The organism is Desulfosediminicola sp. (genome assembly GCF_048381775.1).
Taxonomy (GTDB): domain Bacteria; phylum Desulfobacterota; class Desulfobulbia; order Desulfobulbales; family Desulfocapsaceae; genus Desulfopila; species Desulfopila ganghwensis.
In genome coordinates this window covers 202,536-221,238 of record NZ_JBLXGE010000007.1, presented here as the reverse complement: position 1 = coordinate 221,238, position 18,703 = coordinate 202,536, and the positions used below count along the sequence as shown (strand labels likewise).

General features: G+C 49.5%; 11 protein-coding genes. 2 read left to right on the top strand and 9 right to left on the bottom strand.

The features are described from left to right. Positions 1-21: 21 nt before the first annotated feature. Both ACN5NT_RS13600 and ACN5NT_RS13595 read right to left on the bottom strand, forming a co-directional pair. Complete coding sequence (locus ACN5NT_RS13600; protein WP_419175779.1) at positions 22-759, bottom strand: MlaD family protein; 738 nt, start codon at positions 757-759, stop codon at positions 22-24. A gap of 547 nt (positions 760-1,306) precedes the next feature. Then, positions 1,307-1,759, bottom strand: coding sequence for a DNA breaking-rejoining protein (locus ACN5NT_RS13595; protein ID WP_419175778.1), 453 nt, complete (start codon positions 1,757-1,759; stop codon positions 1,307-1,309). A gap of 169 nt (positions 1,760-1,928) precedes the next feature. Here ACN5NT_RS13595 and ACN5NT_RS13590 point away from each other — a divergent pair, with 169 nt between their 5' ends. Both ACN5NT_RS13590 and ACN5NT_RS13585 read left to right on the top strand, forming a co-directional pair. Then, positions 1,929-2,438 carry a YgjV family protein gene (locus ACN5NT_RS13590; RefSeq protein WP_136795717.1) on the top strand — a complete coding sequence of 170 codons (510 nt, stop codon included), beginning with the start codon at positions 1,929-1,931 and terminating at the stop codon, positions 2,436-2,438. 254 nt (positions 2,439-2,692) lie between these two features. Beyond that, positions 2,693-4,897 (top strand): PAS domain S-box protein, encoded by a 2,205-nt coding sequence (locus ACN5NT_RS13585; RefSeq protein WP_419175777.1) that lies wholly within the window; start codon positions 2,693-2,695, stop codon positions 4,895-4,897. A 69-nt stretch (positions 4,898-4,966) separates the two neighbouring features. Here the strand turns inward: ACN5NT_RS13585 and ACN5NT_RS13580 are convergent, their stop codons facing one another. The 7 genes from ACN5NT_RS13580 to ACN5NT_RS13550 all read right to left on the bottom strand — a co-directional run bounded on the left by ACN5NT_RS13580 (position 4,967) and on the right by ACN5NT_RS13550 (position 18,702). Then, the gene (locus ACN5NT_RS13580) at positions 4,967-6,397 is read right to left on the bottom strand and encodes an autotransporter domain-containing protein (protein WP_136795715.1); all 1,431 of its coding nucleotides are present in this window, start codon (positions 6,395-6,397) and stop codon (positions 4,967-4,969) included. Positions 6,398-6,925: 528 nt separating this feature from the next. Further along, positions 6,926-8,710 (bottom strand): PTS glucose transporter subunit IIBC, encoded by a 1,785-nt coding sequence (gene ptsG, locus ACN5NT_RS13575; RefSeq protein WP_136795714.1) that lies wholly within the window; start codon positions 8,708-8,710, stop codon positions 6,926-6,928. 1 nt (position 8,711) lies between these two features. Further along, positions 8,712-11,237 (bottom strand): phosphoenolpyruvate--protein phosphotransferase, encoded by a 2,526-nt coding sequence (gene ptsP / locus ACN5NT_RS13570; protein WP_136795713.1) that lies wholly within the window; start codon positions 11,235-11,237, stop codon positions 8,712-8,714. 509 nt (positions 11,238-11,746) lie between these two features. After that, positions 11,747-13,093: a sensor histidine kinase gene (locus tag ACN5NT_RS13565; RefSeq protein ID WP_419175776.1), complete on the bottom strand. Its 1,347-nt coding sequence runs from the start codon at positions 13,091-13,093 to the stop codon at positions 11,747-11,749. Next, on the bottom strand, positions 13,080-13,760 hold the full coding sequence (locus tag ACN5NT_RS13560) for a response regulator transcription factor (RefSeq protein WP_419175775.1): 681 nt from the start codon (positions 13,758-13,760) through the stop codon (positions 13,080-13,082). The genes ACN5NT_RS13565 and ACN5NT_RS13560 overlap by 14 nt, the downstream gene beginning before the upstream one ends. 300 nt (positions 13,761-14,060) lie before the next feature. Continuing rightward, positions 14,061-15,518, bottom strand: a complete 1,458-nt coding sequence (locus tag ACN5NT_RS13555; RefSeq protein ID WP_419175774.1) for an efflux transporter outer membrane subunit — start codon at positions 15,516-15,518, stop codon at positions 14,061-14,063. A gap of 1 nt (position 15,519) precedes the next feature. After that, positions 15,520-18,702: a multidrug efflux RND transporter permease subunit gene (locus ACN5NT_RS13550; protein ID WP_419175773.1), complete on the bottom strand. Its 3,183-nt coding sequence runs from the start codon at positions 18,700-18,702 to the stop codon at positions 15,520-15,522. Between the last annotated feature and the right edge of the window lies 1 nt (position 18,703).

Here is an 18,703-nt window from a genome sequence, read left to right as displayed (position 1 = left end):
AGTCTCACGGTAGTCTTCAGGCTAAATAGCTATACCCTCGTTCATCTCCTCGTCTATTTTTTCAAGCTCTTCCTCCCTTCCTTCTCTTTTCAATTGCTCACGTAATTTTTCGAGTTCCATTTTCAGCTGGGGGATGACCTCGTTTTTCAGTTTATCCTGAACATCTTTTTGAGCGTTATTGAAATCCTCTACGAACTCCTGGATGTTCTTTTCAAGCTCTTTCACTTCTTCGCGGTTGGGCACATTTTGTACTTCGTCCTTGATTGAACCAAACTGTCTGGAGAGTTCTTCAAGTGTTTTATTTAAGCTTTGGTTGAGCTCCTGGGATTGAGTGCTCAATGATTCTTCCCAATCCTTGAGTGATTTTCTGAATTCTGTTTCAGCAGTTTCTGCCTTTTCAGTCAGATCTTTAATCAGGTCATCAAAGTAACCGGCTTTTTGGGTACCTGAGACTATTGCACCTTTTTTAAGGAGATCTCCTCCTGGTTTGGCCTGTTCAACAAATACTGCTTTGGCGGGCGGTGCGTCTGAGTCGATACCGATATGAAATGTGGAGTCCTTGGTGGTGGCATTGGTAAAGTCGGGTAAAATTGTAACGGTGACCAGGTAATCTCCTGTATCAGTGTAGTTGACCTTGACCACCTCGCCGATGTGGTTGTTCTGAAACAGGACACGGTTTCCCTGTTGTAGGCCGTTCAACTCTGTGAAGCGGATCTGGAAGGTAAGAGAGCGATCGAGGCATCCTGATAGCACGAGCATGCACAATGTTAAACTAAGGAGCAGCAATCGATTGAAATAATTAGTAAGCATCTGTTATCCCTCTGATAAAAATGAAGAATGAATTATAGAGATGGTCGTTCGTCGTGTCTTCAGTTTTGAGCTGAACTCATAATTGCGTTGTAACATGAGATCAGTCTAAATGGAATTGTGATTGTTTTATTTAGGGGGCAAAAAAATCAGTCCAAGTCGAGTTTTAAAGGCGACCTAATGAGGGAATTGATATTCGGAGTACTGCACCCTGTTGAAGAGTGCGGAGGTTGGAGCGATCCTGGCTGCGACGGTGAATGAGCCAGCCGGAGCAATTGAAACAATTGCTGAAAAGGGTGGCTACTGGTCGAGTATGTTTAACTAACAGGCTCCTGAGCCGGGAATATCAGTGGGTATCATGATTCGGCCGATTCAGGACAAAACTGCAGGCCCGGCTACGGGCTATACCGCATTGGATTTAATTATGGCCATCTACGATGAGAGCATATGATGATTACCTGTGATGTTTGCTCATTATAGCGGCTGATAAATCCATGGTTCAATTATCAGAAGATATCTCTTTTGTATGGTGATTTTTGATTGTTATCGTGAGCTTATATTTGGCCATAGCGTTTCTTCGTGCAGCACTTCTCATCTGATAGACCTGGATGAGATAAACCCCGTCTTCTGGCAATTCCCCTTTAAACTGTGAACCGTAGATAGAGCCAATATACATTGCCTCGGCACTACCGGGGGCCTTGCCGGGGGGATAAATGTTGAAATAGGCGATATGCTCATTTTCTGCCTGCAAATCAACAGTTATCTGCTGACCTGAGCGGGCCCGAACTGTGTAATGTACGTTCTGATAACCTGCAATCTGGTCGGTAATGGTGGTGCTGTTGGCACCCTCGTCAAAGAGCACTTCGGCAGTTCTGCTGTCTTCGGCTATGGCAAATGGTGCGATGAGAAGCAGGGCTGAGAGAATGGTGATAAAAAATCCAGGAAACCGCATAATTGTCTCCTCCGGTGAAATGAAAAATGGATGCGGGATGTCAACTGATGCACGTTGAAATGATTCTAGACGAAAGCGGATTGCACCTGTATAGTATTTTTCCTATCATATCTGATGATTCTTTCTAGATTTCATTTTTGTTTTCAGCATATTCAGAGAGTCCCCCTTCATGTCCCTTTTTATAGCTTCCCAGATTCTTATCAGTATTGCCATCTGTACAGACCTGCTTTCGTTTCAATTCAAGAATAGAACTCATATCGTCGCCTGCCTGGCGGTATCCTGCCTGCTTATCTCAATTCACTTCATGTGCCTGGGGCACTGGACAGCAGCCTGCCTGTCCCTGCTGAACTCAACCCGCTTTTTCACAACAATATTTTCGACAGCCAGAGTTTTAATGTGGATATACCTGTCAATAACCATGCTGGTATTTTTCTTTACATATGAGGGCCATCTTTCGGTTTTGGGCACTATTGGCGCATTGTTTGGAACTGTAGCCTCATTTAGTAAAAACGATAAACGATTGAGAGAGATTATGTTTGTGGGAACCTGCTTCTGGCTTGCCCATAATATCCTGGCGGGCTCTCCGGGGGCTGTAGTGATGGAAATAATATTTATCAGTTCAAATATCGTTGGCTACTATCGCTATTACATACGCAGACCAAAACAGATTCTGAAATAGTCCCGGCTGAATTGGCGAATCTGGCCGGGAAACCCAAAGGGTAAGGCCTGGCTACTGAGGTGCACCTAGTATGTGGCAGGGAATTAATTTGTTGTCTATCTTCTTGAAAATGAGAGTTATATTTGTAAATGTAAGATAACATATCGAGAACCTAATGCGGGTTGACTGTTCGGGGGAGGGTTGGCAAGTAACGACGCTCTGAAGGAGCAAGCAGAGGGAGTGTATCCTTCCTCACAAATTAATAATTACAGGAAATGGTTGAAGCTAGTGATCAGGGGCTGACGCTCAAGGAAATATCGAAAAATGCTCTAAAAAAATTGCAAGAGCAGATGCGTGATGACAGTGCTGAATTGGTCGAGGCCAACAAGCGATTGAAGCAGCAGGTGGCAGAACGTGAGCGTGCAGAGCTTATTAACCACACCTTGTTTCGTATTTCAAGCGCAGTCAACACCACGAAAAATCTCTCCGACCTTTACATTTCCATCCACCGCATACTTGGCGAAGTAATGAACCTGAGCAATTTCTTTATCGCCATATACCACAAAGATGTCAGTAAAATCCTTTTCCCCTATTTTGTAGATACAAATGATCCTGTACTGAAGTCCTATGATCCTTTCCGTACAGACAAATCTCTCACTGGCGAGGTAATAACATCCGGCAAACCTGTTTTTCATGGCGAAGAAACGCTGAGGAAACGGGCGACTGCGAATAGGATTATTGGTACCGCACCGAAGGTATGGCTTGGTGTGCCATTGAAGATAGAGGGAGAAGTGATCGGTGTGATGGCAACGCAGTGTTATGAGAATCCGCATCAGTTTGGGCCGATCGATTTAGAGATTTTGACTTCTGTATCAGACCAGGTTGCTCTGGCCATCGAACGCAAGAGGAATGAGCAGGCCCTTATCGCAAGTGAAAGACGATATCGAAACATCATAGAAAGTATAGAAGAAGGCTACTTTGAGATTGATTGTGAAGGCCATTTGACTCTGGTGAATCGGGCGATGAGCGAGATGCTTGGTTACAGCGAGACAGAATTGCTGGCTATGAGAAGTGCTGACTACCAGGATGAGGAAGCAAGGCGGGAGATACGGGAGATTTTTCAGGAGGTACTTGAATCGAAGCAGCCCGGCGAAGCCAGAGAGCTTGAGATCAATAAAGAGAACGGTGAAACCAAATTTGCAGAGACAGTTCTTACAGCGATTAGAGACGATAAGGGGCAGCTTCTTGGGTTCAGAGGGATCGCCAGAGATGTAACCCATCGCAAGCAGGAAGAGACTGCTCGCCGCGAGTTGGAGGAACAACTTCAACAGTCGCAGCGGCTTGAGTCGCTGGGAACCCTTGCCGGTGGAGTGGCTCATGATTTCAACAACCTGTTGATGGGGATTCAGGGCAGAACTTCGCTCATGCTGGCGCAACTGCCTGAAGACCATCCTGATCATGCTCAGCTGACTTCTATTGAGGAATGCTTGAGCAGTGCCGCCGATTTAACCGGCAGGTTGCTTGGTTTTGCCCAGGGTGGAAAATATGAGGTCTTACCAATCGATCTGAACGCACTCGTAGAAAAGTGTATCTCCATGTTTGGTCGAACTCGGAAAGAAGTGTCTGTAAACAGTCTGTTGAGTGCTGACCTGAATTCGGTTGAGGCGGCTGCCAATCAGATGGAGCAGGTGTTGATTAACCTTCTTGTCAACTCAGCCCAGGCGATGCCTGATGGTGGCTTCATTGAGGTAAGTACCAGCAACGTGGAGTTGGATTCGGGCATGGCACAATTATACGAATTGTCGCCTGGACCATATGTATGCATGAAAGTCTCAGATACCGGGCATGGAATGGATCAGGCGACCATGGCGAAGATTTTTGATCCGTTTTTCACAACCAAGCCGGTTGGGTGCGGGACGGGCCTGGGGTTGGCCATGGTCTATGGTATTATCCGCAATCACTCGGGCACAATATCGGTTGTCAGCGAAAAAGATTGTGGAACAACCTTTACCGTGCTACTTCCGGTAACTACCAGGAAGGTGATTTATAAAACGGAACCTGTTGAGGAAGTGATCTACGGTTCTGGCACTGTGCTGCTGGTGGATGATGAGCCGGTAATTATAGAGGTGGGAAAAAAGATTCTGGAGTCTATTGGTTACACAGTGCTTACCGCTCAGTCCGGTCTCGATGCCATTGCTCTCTACAGTCAGAATAAAAACGACATACAGGCAGTGATAATGGACATGATCATGCCCAATATGAGTGGCGGAGAACTGTTTGATCGACTGAAGCGAATAGACCCCGAGGCAAGAATTCTACTCTGTAGCGGTTACAGTATCGAAGGCCAGGCACAGGAAATCCTGGATAAAGGGTGTAAAGGTTTTATCCAGAAGCCATTCTCAGTGTCACAGCTCTCAACCAGATTGCGGGAGGCGATCGGGGATGTCGCTGGTGTTCGGGAGAATGAGCACATAATTTGAAAAGCTAATCTTTACATGACTTGCCACCAGATTGTATGGCTGGCGGCAAGTCATGCGCAATACATACCTTTAGAGTTGGATTGACAGGGTTCCCTGAATTCCATACTCATCAATATCGCCGGTTCCAATCACGGTCCGTAAGTCAAAGCTGATACCTGGATCGAGTTCCGTGATAAATCCCAGATAAAAATCGACACCGGAATCCTTGTCAGCTAAAGACCTGTTCAGGTCTGTTTGGAAGTGGAGTGAACCATAGACATCAAGATTAGCTAAGACCTGTTTGGTCACATCGAGGTTCAGATCCAGGATATCCACTTGAGCGGAATCCGTTTTGACCTGTATCCCGTCTGTTGTACTGAATTTTTCAGAAGATTCATAACCAAAGATATAGTTACCGCCGATAAGGAATCGATAACTCTCTACCTGAAACATTTTGCTTAGTCCGGCAGCGGCAAGCCATCGTTGGGAATTGTATTCATCCTCGGGTTTTTGATCCCATAATTGGTATTGTAAATCATTCTGGATATATCCGTAACTTGCGGAACCATGAAATATAACACCGTAGGGTAAGGTATAGGCCCCATAGAGAGCAGCTCCTACACTTGATGTCTGGACTTCCGTCTCGAACAGGTCGAATTGAATCTCCTCAAGATGTGCTTTGAAGGCGATTCCACAAAGCACATCTTTCCTACGGAGTATATCCATACCCACGTACAAGCCGTTTCGTGTGCCGTCGGCATCGCCCAGAAATGTTTTCCCTTCCCCCAAATCCAGATTCCGGTATACCGGCACTGCCCAGAGAGTAATCCCCCTGTGGCCGGAATCCTGAAGAAAACCCTGACTAAAATCGTATTGATTGTGGATATATTGTGATATCAGAACATTTTCTTCTTTGCCCTGATTGTGCAACAAAGCATCGGTAGAGACTGCGGCTGCCCTTGCCATTATCATGGATTCTACTGAGTTATCAACATGGTAAGCCACAATCATGTAATCGTATACACCATCAATACCAGGATCGCCGCTCACAAAGCTGGAAATTGCATAGGTATATAATCCGTCGTCCGGGACGACGAAAGAAATGCTCGGATCCGCCCAGGGGCCTGAAAAACCAGGCAATTCTGCCATGTTGTCGTCCGCCGAAGTTATGCCGGAACCTATCGAGCTGCCTGGCAATTCTGCGGTATCTGTAAAAATTCCGCTGAAAACACCGGCAACTGGATCCAGGGCATTTTCCTGCCTGTGTCCATTAATTGTAATGACGGTGCCTGCTTTTGCTCCAAAAGCATAATAACTCCATCCTGTTGGATTCGAGTAATTGTTGCCTGCAACGACCTGGCCAAAAAAATCTTCACTAGTCCCCAAATCCCCTTCATAGGTAATTGGAGCAGCGAAACCTACTGTGCCGATTGAATGTATTGCACCGACGGTAAAAACCACGTTGAAGATGATTGAAGATAGTATCTTGCGTCTTTTTTCCTGTTCTAGCCTTGCCTTCATGATCTCAATTTCTCCTGTTTTCCTGTGTAATTCTTTTCCCCAAAAGATTCTGAAATGAAGCAGTTGTAGACTGCATCGACTGATAGTAGCAGGGATACATAAAAAAACACGGTTAATGAAGTGTAAGTAATTGCTATTTCGTACGAAATTTGCGAATATGGATTGTTCGGCGTGTTAGGGTCTTGGGGCTTGTGGTTGATATATCAGTGCCTTGAGCCGATTTCAATATTTTCAGACAATTAACTGCTTGCAAACAGGTGTAAATACCTAGTCGGGGCGACGGTATTTACTGGTTGGAGGGAAAACGTCGCGGCTGATTGAGGTTGTGGGGGCGGGTAGGTGTGAGGTGTGGGACGTAAGTAGTTCCGGATCACTAACAATAGTTCATTGTTGAGTCGGTAATGCTGGCCGGCCTGCTTCGACTGATAGGGAGAGCAATACCCAGCAGCGCCTTGGAACAGGAGCGAGGTAACCCCTTTCTGCGAGGCAGTAAAGGGGTTGGAGTTTTCTAGAGTTGTTTTTTTCCAGCTACCCGCCGGCAACCTGTCCACGCATCTCTGCCGAATATTGATCGGCATTCAATCCTACCAGCAGGTGCATGGTTGAGTCGTCGATATTGATAAAATGGTCAATGCCGCTCTGACGTAAGGCGGTTTCATCAACCAGGCCACGGTTCTTCATGGTGACCCTCAGCCGGGTCTGGGCGCAGTGCTCCACTGAGGCGATGTTAGACGCACCACCAAGTGCGACCAGCCAGTTAGCCACCTTTTGCGGTGCTTCGTGGTCGCGGAGTTTTGGTTTGATCTCCTCTTCTTTGTAGGCGACGGCAGAGGGCTTATCCTGCTCTGTCAGCTCAGCTTCATCTCCAGCACTATCCATAAAGATTCTCATATCGGTCATCAGATTTTCAGACTGCGGGCCGAAAATCGCTTGCAGGTTATTGCCCACGGTAACTACCCCGGCAGCGCCGAGCGCTTTGAGTTTATCAGGGCTGGCCAGATCCATGTTTTTTACTTCAACACGCAGGCGGGTGATACAGGCGTCCAGACTTTCGATGTTACTCCTGCCACCAAAGGCGAGTACAAGTTGTTTAGACATGGCATCGGCTGCGGTATCTTTTGCCGCACCTTCATCGGTTTCATCTTCGCGACCTGGAGTTTTCAGGTCGAACATGGAAATGGCGAACCGGAAAACTACGTAATAGACAGAAGCAAAGGCGGGACCGATTATGAGCAGCATCCATGGTTTAATGTCAATGGCATAAAAAAGCAGATAATCGATTAACCCATGGGAGAAAGAGTAACCCATTCGAACATCGAGCATGTAGGTAATGAAAAATGCGGCAGCACAAAGAAGTGCATGAAAGAGATAGAGCAGTGGGGCAAGAAAGAGAAATGAAAATTCGAGTGGTTCGGTGATACCGGTCAGGAAGGTGGTGAGCGCGGCTGATAGCATTATACCGCCGGTCTTCACCTTATTTTCAGGTTTGGCCGTATGATAAATGGCCAGGGCCGCTGCGGGAAGACCAAACATCTTGAAGACAAAACCACCACCCAGAATAGCAGCTTCACGGTCGCCGGCAAAAAAGCGGTTCAGTACGCCTCGAACCACTTCACCGCTGTCTGTGGTGTAGGTGCCGAGTTCAAAGAAGAACGGCACGTTCCAGATGTGATGGAGGCCAAATGGGACCAGCATTCTTTCAACAAATCCGTAAATTGTCACGGCCAGGGCGGTATTACCGGTTGAGGCCCAATGGGAAAATGCGTCAATGCCACCCTGGATGGGAGGCCAGATAAAACTCAAGGCGATACCCAGGATGATTGCGCCAAACGCGGTGACAATCGGTACGAATCGCTTTCCGGCAAAGAAACCGAGGTATGTTGGTAGTTTTATCCGGTAATATTTGTTGAAGAAATAGGCGGCAAGACCACCTGCAACGATACCTCCAAAGACACCGGTTTCGACGGATTCCATCCCCATGACGGTGGAGGTCTCCAAGTCAAGAATAGCGGCCATAACCCCCAGCGTTGCCACCATAACCGCATAACCGACTGTAGCGGAGAGGGCGGAAACACCGTCGTTCTGGGTGAGCCCAAGCGCTACACCCACCGCAAACAGCAGTGCCAGATTGCCGAAGACAGCCCCGCCTGCTGAGGCCATAACGTTGTTGATGATATCGGGAATCCAGGAGAACCCGGCGCTACCGACACCGAGCAGGATACCGGCTGCCGGCAGGATTGCTACCGGCAGCATAAGAGCCTTTCCGATTTTCTGCAGAAAGGAAAATGAGTTTTTCCAGAGGTCTTGTATCATGTTACTTCCTCGCTTGAGCAATCAGTTCACGGACATCGGCGCCGGAAATACATTCCAGAGCACTCTCAGCCAGGTTTTTGCAGTCCATTTCCGACCACTTGCGAACTTCGGCCTTTATCGACGGCAATACCGGAACTGAAACAGACAACTCATCAACGCCCAGGCCTACCAGTATGGGCACAGCATCCGGGTCTGAGGCGAGGCCGCCACAGACACCGATCCACTTTCCTTCAAGGTGCGCACCTTCCGTGGCGAGCTTAATCAGTTTGAGTACCGCTGGGTTTAAGGCGCTGATCTTGGCAGCGAGTTTTGGATGCCCCCGATCCATGGCCAGGCTATACTGGGTGAGATCGTTGGTGCCGACCGAGAAGAAATCGACTTCCCTGGCGAATTGCCGGGCAATGATTGCTGTTGAAGGCACCTCAACCATGATTCCCACTTCAACGGGGTCCACCCCAAGTTTGGTGCGCTCTTCTTCGAGCATTGTCTTGGCGTCGCGAATTTCCTGAATGGTTGAAACCATGGGAAACATGATGCGGATCTTACCGTGAGAACCGGCCCTCAGGATTGCCCTGGCCTGCACCCTGAACAGTTCAGGGCGCTCAAGGCCGATTCGAATGCCGCGCTGACCGAGGAACGGATTCTCTTCGGTGGGCATGGGCAGGTATGGGAGTGGTTTGTCGCCACCAACATCCAGGGTACGAACTATGAGCGGTCTCCCCTCAAGAGCATCAAGCACGGCCCTGTACACTTCATACTGCTCATCCTCGGTCGGGGCGGTCATCCTGTCTATAAAGAGGAACTCTGAACGTAGCAGACCGACACCCTCGCCACCGGATTTAACAGATTGTTTGGCTTCGTCAACCCCGCCGATATTAGCGACAACCTCAATGTTTTTACCATCCAGCGTTGTGGCTGGTTCCATGGCGGCAGCCAGGTCTTTCTCTCGTTGTTTCTTGAGCAGGTTTTTCTGCTCAATGGTTTCCTTAATAAGTTCATCTGACGGGTCGATCCTGAGGGAGCCCCTGGTGCCGTCAAGAATCAGAGTGGTCCCGTTTTTGATATCCAAAGCACTGGCCTCGATGCCGACAAGTGCGGGGATATCCAGGGCTCTGGCTAGAATTGCCACGTGGGAGGTGGCGCCCCCTGTGGTGGTACAGAATCCCATGACTTTGGAAGTATCCATGGTCACGGTAAAAGAAGGCGTAAGTTCTTCGGCTACGATAATAGCCTGTTCCGGTAAAGTGAGTTCTTCAGATTCCTTACCGGTTAGAATTCTGAGTACCCTGTGACCGACATCGCGCAAGTCGTTGGCGCGTTCTCTGAGTACCTCGTTTTTGAGGTTCTCGAGTTGTTTAGCATAAGAGGAGAATGCGCGTTGCCAGCCATATTCAGCGCTTTTTCCTTTGGCTATGAGACTTTTAGCGATATCTAAAAGATCCGGATCATCAAGAATCTCACGATGGGCTGCAAATATCGCTGCTTTGGCCGGGTTGGATTGCATATGCAGATTCATCTGCAAAGCTTCAAGGTAATTTTTGGCATTTTCCGTGGCTTTGGCGAGGCGAACGTTTTCGGTGTACGGGTCACCCGCCTCTTCTGCAAAATCGAATTTCTCTTTCTTTACCTGCACCGCTGTACCGACGGCAATACCAGGGGATGCACAAACGCCGAGCAGTAAATTGGGGTCTCCACTCCGGGGTGGTGCCGGTGCAGCGCGGTCTGGTGGAACTTCGATAGATGCTGGCGCGGCAAGCGGCACAGTACCTTCATCGCCAAGCCCGCTTTCAAGCTGTGGCAATATCTCAGCCACGGCTTCGGCTGCGTCTGTTCCCACGGCACGGAGCTGAACCTTATCCTGAAATGAGATATTGAGCTTCATGAGACCAACGACACTCTTGGCATTGCCGGAAACGTCATCTTTGATGAGTTCTATCTTTGCAGAGAATTTCTTGGCAAGCCCGGCCAGAACGGCTGCGGGTCTGGCGTGAAGGCCGGTGATATTTGGTATAATAACTGCTTCCGAGATGACTTCTTTGCCTATTTCCTCCGCTTCTGCTGCAGCTACTCTCATGGTGACGAGCAGCAGGTCTGTCTCGCCCGCTTTCGCGCTACCTGACGATTTTTCAATGCTTTCAACAACCTCGCCGTTGGTCAGGATAACCTGAGTCATGAGGCTCTTGGCATTGGTGGCGATAAAGTCGGTATCGAATTCAATCAGTTTATCATTCTGTCTGACCGACTGACCTTCTGTAACGAACGGACTGAAACCTTCAGCCTTGAGCGACACAGTGTCCAGACCAATGTGCATCATCACCTCCAGGCCGGAGGCATGGGTGACTGTGATGGCATGCAGGGCACTGTGCAACTGGGTCACCTTGCCGTCGAAAGGGGCGGTGAGAACAGAGTTGATCGGATCGATGGCGATTCCGTCACCAACCATTTTCTGCGAGAAAACAGGGTCAGGAACCTGTTCGATAGGGTAGATGACACCTGATAGCGGAGCCTTGATGGTAATCTTCTCCATAAAATTCCCTCTGTTAAGATATCAATAAGTTAGGCTCGTGATGGTGATGTGGAACGTATGAACAACTATGTAGCATTAGCGAGATACTTGAAATCCTCAGGCTCGAGATGTAGGAACAAGTGGAAAAGATCTCACATTCACCAAGATAAGTATCTCCTTTGATTCTACCAGCATGTTTTTAAATTTTTAAAGTTGCAGGATAACCGGAGTTAACCTGACTTTCTCCTCAGTTGAGGAGCGGTAACAGTTTGAAAGGTTCATGTAACCAGGTAATAGATTCTGCGTACGGCTGGAAAATGGTTGTGAGAAATTCCGGTTCATTCTGAAAATTGAACCTGCTTTGCGATCCTGCAATGCTTTGGCAGGAACGATATGGATCTCCACAGAAAAAAAATCAGTTCTAATTCGACTGCCACAATTGCTGTGGGCCAGAGCAATAAAAAGGGAAGTACAAAATTCTCAGGCGACTGGATGACCCTTAATCCGGATGGATTCGAGTCATCCAGTTGTTACCCGAATGTATTCCGGAAACCAGGAATTATCAGATCATTGTGGTCATGACTTCCACCATTGCTGGCGCAGCAGAATACTATTGTTGCTCTACGACCTCCGGGGATCTCTTCATTGGTGTATTGCCACCCGGTTTTCTGAGTTATCTGATCTACCAGAATAAGGCCGAGTCCGTATCCGTAGTCACTGCCGATATTGTCAATATGATGTGACGTACGGTTGATGTTGGTAACAGTAATTGATTTATTCTTTACAGATATTCTTACAGTACCTTCAGCCGTATATTGAAAGCTATTGCGGATCAGGTTCCCCATGGCGATACGTGCTCCGTAGGCTATGGTGCTCACCTGGGTTGGTTCAAAGATGAGTTCGACATCGACCTGTTTGCCGTCGAGCAGGTATCGGTTTTCGGAAATGAGGTCCCGAGCCATCACGTCGAGTGCAACAGCCTCCGGTTCAGGTATCCGGTTGTCGTCAAGGCAGAGCCATAGCAGGGTTTCCGTGGTCTTATTCATGTTGGTAGTGGCCCGGCGGATACGCTCGAAAGGGATACTTTCCGGTTTTTTGATTTCGGGGTGCATCCGGGTCAGTAACTCTATATTGGATTGAATGACAGCAAGCGGTGTGCGCAATTCATGGCTGGCGTGTCGCACAAAATGCCGCTCCCTCGCCAGGGAGTCTGCCAACCCTTTCATGGAGCTGTGGAGGAGTGCGCCAAGTTCATTTACTTCCTGGTAACCGAAATTGGGCAGAGGGCGCGACAGCCCTTCGGGATCTAAACCGCCGGCCCAGGTGGTGAGCTTGTTGATCGGTTTATACAGCTTGTCGAGCATAGCCCGGACGGCCAGGAAGACGATTAGTACGCAAAATATGCCGAGAGGAATGGCCATGAAACGAAGCGTGTTGATATCTGGAGGATCGACAAGTTGCATAGCTTCCTGATCGAAGTGTTTGATCACGAAGAGCTGTTTTCCGTCATGAAGTTCGTACGGCATGAACAGAAAGGCATCGGTGGTTTTGTCTTTAGCTCTATCAGGGAATTCGTAGCCAATGTAGAGCTTTTGATCCTTGTAGTTTTTTTTGGGGAAAATTTCCGTGATGTGCTCAGGAAGCTCTTCTCGCCCCAGGTAAATATATATCAACTGAGTCCTGGGGGCAGGAGTTTTGGGATCTTTCTGATATGCCTGGGCAAAGCGGGCTGCCGCAAATTTCATTTCAAAGGAGGCGGCAGCTTCCAGTCCGTTGAGGAGATAGGCATTCATCAGCATGCCGTAAATCACTGTCATAAGCGCCGTAATTCCCAAAAGGTACAGGGTGATATGGCGGCGCATACTATGAATTTTCATTGTTCCTCAAGACAAAGCCGTGGCCTGGTACGGTTTGAATCATTGGGAGATCGGAACCTCCATCCACCTGTTGCCTGAGCTTGTGCATGTGCACCTTGAGGCTGTTGCTTTCTGGTATATCATCTCCCCAGAGAGCTTCCTCCAGGTTGGAGCGGCTGACAACAGCAGGGGAGCGGCGCATGAGAACTTCAAGGAGTTCCCAGCAGGTAGGGGTCAGTTTTAGAAGTTTTTCACCCCGATATGCTTCCCGGCGATTGAGATCCATGGTGAGCTCACCAACTACGAGTTTTTTGGTTTCTCCGCTTCTGCGTTTAGCAAGGACCTTTATCCTGGCCGAAAGCTCGGCCAGTTCGAATGGTTTGGCAAGATAGTCGTCTGTGCCGGCTTCGAATCCTGCGAGTTTGTCTTCTAAAGTGCCCCTTGCAGTGAGCATGAGTACCGGTACGTCGATTCCGTCCTCCCTGAGGCGTGAGCAGACGGAAAGACCATCAAGCCTCGGAAGCATGACATCAAGTACTATTACATCATAGTCGCTTTGACGGGCAAGGTTCAGGCCGGCCTCACCGTTGAAAGCGTGGTCGGCGAAGATCTCTTCGTATTCAAGATACTGGACTACTGTCTCGGCAAGGTCTATATCGTCTTCCACGAGTAGGATGGAAATTGACATGGATTTCTCCTGAATGAACCGGGACTCCTGTTGCACTGGTGGCTGGAGCATTGATTACCCAATAATGAACAGGTCGGAACAGACAATCACCTCATCTGTCACCCTGCCATTTTGTTATAGTGTATCGTAAAACCGCTGCAGGTGTGAATGTTTGATTGAAGTCATGATGTTATCTTCCGCAGCGGTGATCTTTGTTTATGCGAAAAAGGCAGCACCAGGTGATGACTGTTTCAACCCTGGCGCTGCCCTGGAGTGCTATGTCTGGCCCCGAAATGATGTAAAATCAGGGCTGACCAGTGCTCAGTCGATGGAGGTCACTGGTTCGGTGTGGCTGGGATCCCAGCCTCCACCCAGTGCCCTGAACAGGTTGACCAGAGCGACCTGCCTTTGAGTCCTGGTCTGGATCAAGCCAAGCTGGTTGTTGAAATCTCTGCGTTGAGCGTCCAGATACCTGAGATGGCTGTCGACACCATGACGATACCTGGCCTCAGACAATCGCAGCGAGTGGCTTGAGGATTCGGCCAGAGCTTTACGGGCGTCTTCTTCCCGGGAAAAAGTCTCCCGGTCAACCAGGGCATCTGCAACTTCACGGAAGGCAGTTTCAATAGTTTTTTCGTACTGCACGACTGAAATTTCGTTACGCACCTTGCTCAGGTCAAGGTTGGCCTTGTTGCTGCCGTAGTTGAAAATCGGTAGGTTCAACTGCGGAATGAACTGCCAGGCTGTGGAACCTGAAGTAAAGAGATCAGACAGGTCGCTACTGGCGGTGCCGAATGCGCCGGTGAGGGTAATTCGTGGGTAAAATGCTGCCCGTGCCGCACCGATGTTGGCGTTACTGGCAATAAGCCGGTGTTCAGCCGCAAGGATATCAGGACGTCTGGTCAACAGCTCGGAGGGTAGACCCGGTGCAAGTTGCTCCTGAATTATCCGGTTATCGGTTCCCTTGGGTTTCGGGAGATGTTCAACCGGCACCCCCGTCAGGAGTGCCAGACCATTGTCCGCCTGCGCAAGTTCGCGGGCTGCCACTTCAAGATCGGCCTGGGCCTGCTCGGCCAGTCCCTTGGCCTCTAAGTAATCGAGGTCTGAAGTTGAACCGACTTTACGCTGTTTGGAAATAATATCCAGGGATATCAAGCGGGTCTCAAAAGTCTGCTTGGTCAGGTCGTGACGCTCCTGGGCACCAGCGCGGCTGATGTAGGCCTGGATCACCTCGGCAATAAGACTTATCCTGGTAGCGCGGGCCGCCTCCTCGGTGGCAAAGTAGCTTTCGAGAGCAGCTTCCGAGAGGTCACGTACCCGGCCGAAAAGATCAAGCTCATAGGCAGTCACGCCCAGGCCGACCTGGTACGTGGTAATGGTGCTGGAGTCGCCTGTATCTGTGAGGCTTGCCGGTATCCTCTGGCTGGTGGAACCCGCCTGCCCATCTACACCGGGTAGCCGGTCGGAGCGCTGGATTCGATATTGCGCCCTGGCTGCTTCGATGTTCAACACAGCTTCACGCAGATCATGGTTATGTTCCAGTGCATTATCGACCAGTTGGCGCAATTCTGTGTCAAGTACGAAATCCTGCCAGTCCAGTACGGAAATAGAAACCCCTTCACCAGGGTTCTGCGAGGCCGCTGTCTGTTGCGGCCAGGCAGCGGGAGCAGTGGAATCGGGGCGCTCATAGGCTGGTTTCATGGAACAGCCTGAAACCAGCACGGCCATCATGAGTCCGGAGATTGCGAGAGCAGACTTGTTAAAGAGAGTTCGTTTCATGTTATTCCGCTCCTTTTGCAGTTTCCGTCTCCGGCAGAGTTGCCTGAGATGATTCTGTGTTGGCAATTGCCTGCTGCTTTTTGCGATCTATACCGAATACCTTGAGTACAAAGACAAACAGGACCGGAATAAAGAAAACGCCAAATATTGTTGCACTGGTCATTCCACCGATTACACCTGTTCCGATCGCCCTCTGGCTTGCTGAACCGGCTCCGGAAGAGGTTGCCAGAGGTACAACGCCCAGGGTGAATGCCATGGAGGTCATGATGATGGGGCGAAAGCGGAGCTTTGCGGCTGTAACTGTCGCATCAAGCAAACCTTGGCCCTGGGCGTAGAGGTCTTTTGCGAATTCAACGATCAAAATGGCGTTTTTAGCAGATAGGCCGATAATGGTGATAAGACCTACCTTAAAGTAGACATCATTCTCCATATTCAGCACCATGGTTGCCAGAACCGCACCGATCGCGCCGATAGGAACAATGAGCATAACCGAGAACGGGATAGACCAGCTCTCGTAAAGAGCAACGAGCAGCAGGAAAACGATCAGCAATGCCAGGGCAAAGAGGTACATTGCCTGGTCCCCGGCCAGCTTCTCCTGATAGGAGAGTCCTGTCCACTCCGAACCAACCCAGGTCGGCAGCAGATCGACGATACGTTCCATCTCGATCATTGCCTGACCGGAACTGCTGCCGACCTGGGCATCGCCAGCAATCTTGAAGGCGTCAAAGCCGTTATAACGGTTAAACTGGACCGGGCCGGTTTCCCAGGAAGTGCTGACAAATGATTTCAGAGGCACGTCCTCGCCCATCCTGTTCTGCACATAGAGCTGGTCGAGGCTTTCCGGGGTAAGTCTGTGCTCGCCGCCAGCCTGAACCACAACACGCTGAACACGGCCGTTACGAACAAATTCGTTAATCGTTGCAGAACCGTAGGAGGTTGATAACACAGTACGAATTGTACTGAAATCAACTCCAAGCACTTCTGCTTTTTGACGGTCAATGTCGAGGCGGAGCTGAGGAGCGTCCGGTAATCCTTCGATTCGGCTCTGACGGACAACGGATGAACTGTTTGCTTCCTGCAGCAGGGTATTCAGCGTAGATCTGAATTCGGCCCGGTCGGTGCCGTTGTAATCAAGTACGCGAAGTGAAAAACCGCCCATGGCACCAAGACCATCTACGGCCGGTGGATTCACAGAGAAGACCATACCGTCCTTATTGGTGGTAAAGAAATAACCATTGGCCTTGGCAATAAGGTTTGCGACCGATTCCTCCTTGCTTCTTTCAGACCAATCCTTCAATTCAACGAAGGCGAGACCTGCATTCTGGCCCTGTCCGGAGAAACTGAAGCCATTAATTGAAACGATATTCAGTACTTCTGGTTGCGAGAGGAAGAAATTCTCGACATTTTCCATCACGTCGAGGGTACGGTTGTAGGTCGCACCGGCGGGGAGCTGGACATTGACCAACGCAAGACCCTGATCCTCATCCGGAACGAATGATTCCGGCATTCGGAGATAGGTATAGCCGAGGGCACCGAGGATTACTGCATAGATAATCATGACCCGGCCGGTTCTACGGACGAGGCCGTTGGTCAGTCCCACATAACCATTGGTCAACCTGTTGAAGGAGCGGTTGAACATCCCGAAAAAGCCTCTCTTCTCCTCACCATGATTTCCGGAAATCGGTTTGAGCATGGTGGCACAAAGCGCGGGAGTGAGGGACAGAGCAAGAAAACCGGAGAAAATGATTGAGATCGCGAGCGATACGGAGAACTGACGGTAAATAACACCAACCGATCCGTCCATAAATGCCAGCGGGAAGAACACGGCGGAAAGTACCAGGGTGATACCTACAATGGCGCCGGAAATCTGTTTCATGGCTTTAATGGTGGCCTCTCTGGGTGAGAGTCCCTCTTCAGCCATAATGCGTTCAACGTTCTCGACAACAACGATGGCATCATCAACCAGAATACCGATGGCCAGAACCATGCCGAACATGGTCATCATGTTGATTGAGAAGCCGAGCACTTCCATCAGGGCGAAGGTACCAAGCAGGCAGATCGGTACAACGATGGTGGGAATAATCGTGTAGCGAAAGTTTTGCAGAAAAAGAAACATCACCAGGAATACCAGCAACACGGCTTCCAGCAGGGTGTATATTACTTTTTCGATGGCAACTTTGACGAATTTGGAGGTGTCGTAAGGAATAGAATATTGGATATCATCCGGAAAATTTCGTGAAAGCTCTTCAAGCCGATCTTTAACAGCGTCAGCTGTGGCGATGGCGTTGGCCCCCGGAGCAAGCTGGACGGCAGCAACTGCACCGCCGATACTGTTCACCCGGGAAGATATATTATACGATTCCGGTCCGATCTCGATTCGGGAGACATCACGAAGATGAACGGCAGAACCGTCATCTTTGGAGATCAGTACAATATTACCAAATTCTTCCGGGGTGATCATGGTTCCGTCGACCATGAGGGTGGCAGTCAGTTCCTGGCTGGTGGGGCTTGGTCTGTCACCGAAACTACCGGCGGGAACCTGAATATTCTGTGAGGCAATGGCCTGGCTGATATCACTCACTGAAAGGTTGTAGCTTATCAGTTTCTGAGGATCAAGCCAGACACGCATGGCACTTTCGCTGGTAAAAAACTGCACGCGGCCGACACCGGGAATTCGTCTGATATCGTTGTTGATATTTCGGGAAGCGTAATCGGCGAGTCGCTGAACATTGGTGTCTTGAGCACCTTCATGGTAATTCAGGGCATAAACCATGAGAAAGCCGGCACTGGCCTTGTCTACATCAATGCCCTGATTTCGGACCACTTCCGGCAGCCGGGGTTCAGCCCGGCGGATGCGGTTCTGGATATCAACCTGAGCCATGTCCGCGTCAGTACCGGGCTCGAAGGTAATGGTGATTTCACCAGAGCCATTGGAGTTACTGGTAGATTCAAAATAAAGCAGGCCGTCGGCACCGTTTATTTCCTCTTCGATAAGGCCGATAACAGAATCATTCAGGGTTTCAGCCGAAGCTCCGGGATAGAAAACACCAACATTGATCTGGGGGGGAGCTACCTGTGGATATCGCTCAACGGGCAGGTTGGGAATAGCCAAAAGGCCAGCCAGTGCGATAAAGATAGCGACGACCCATGCAAATTTGGGTCTTTCGATAAAAAACCTAGACATC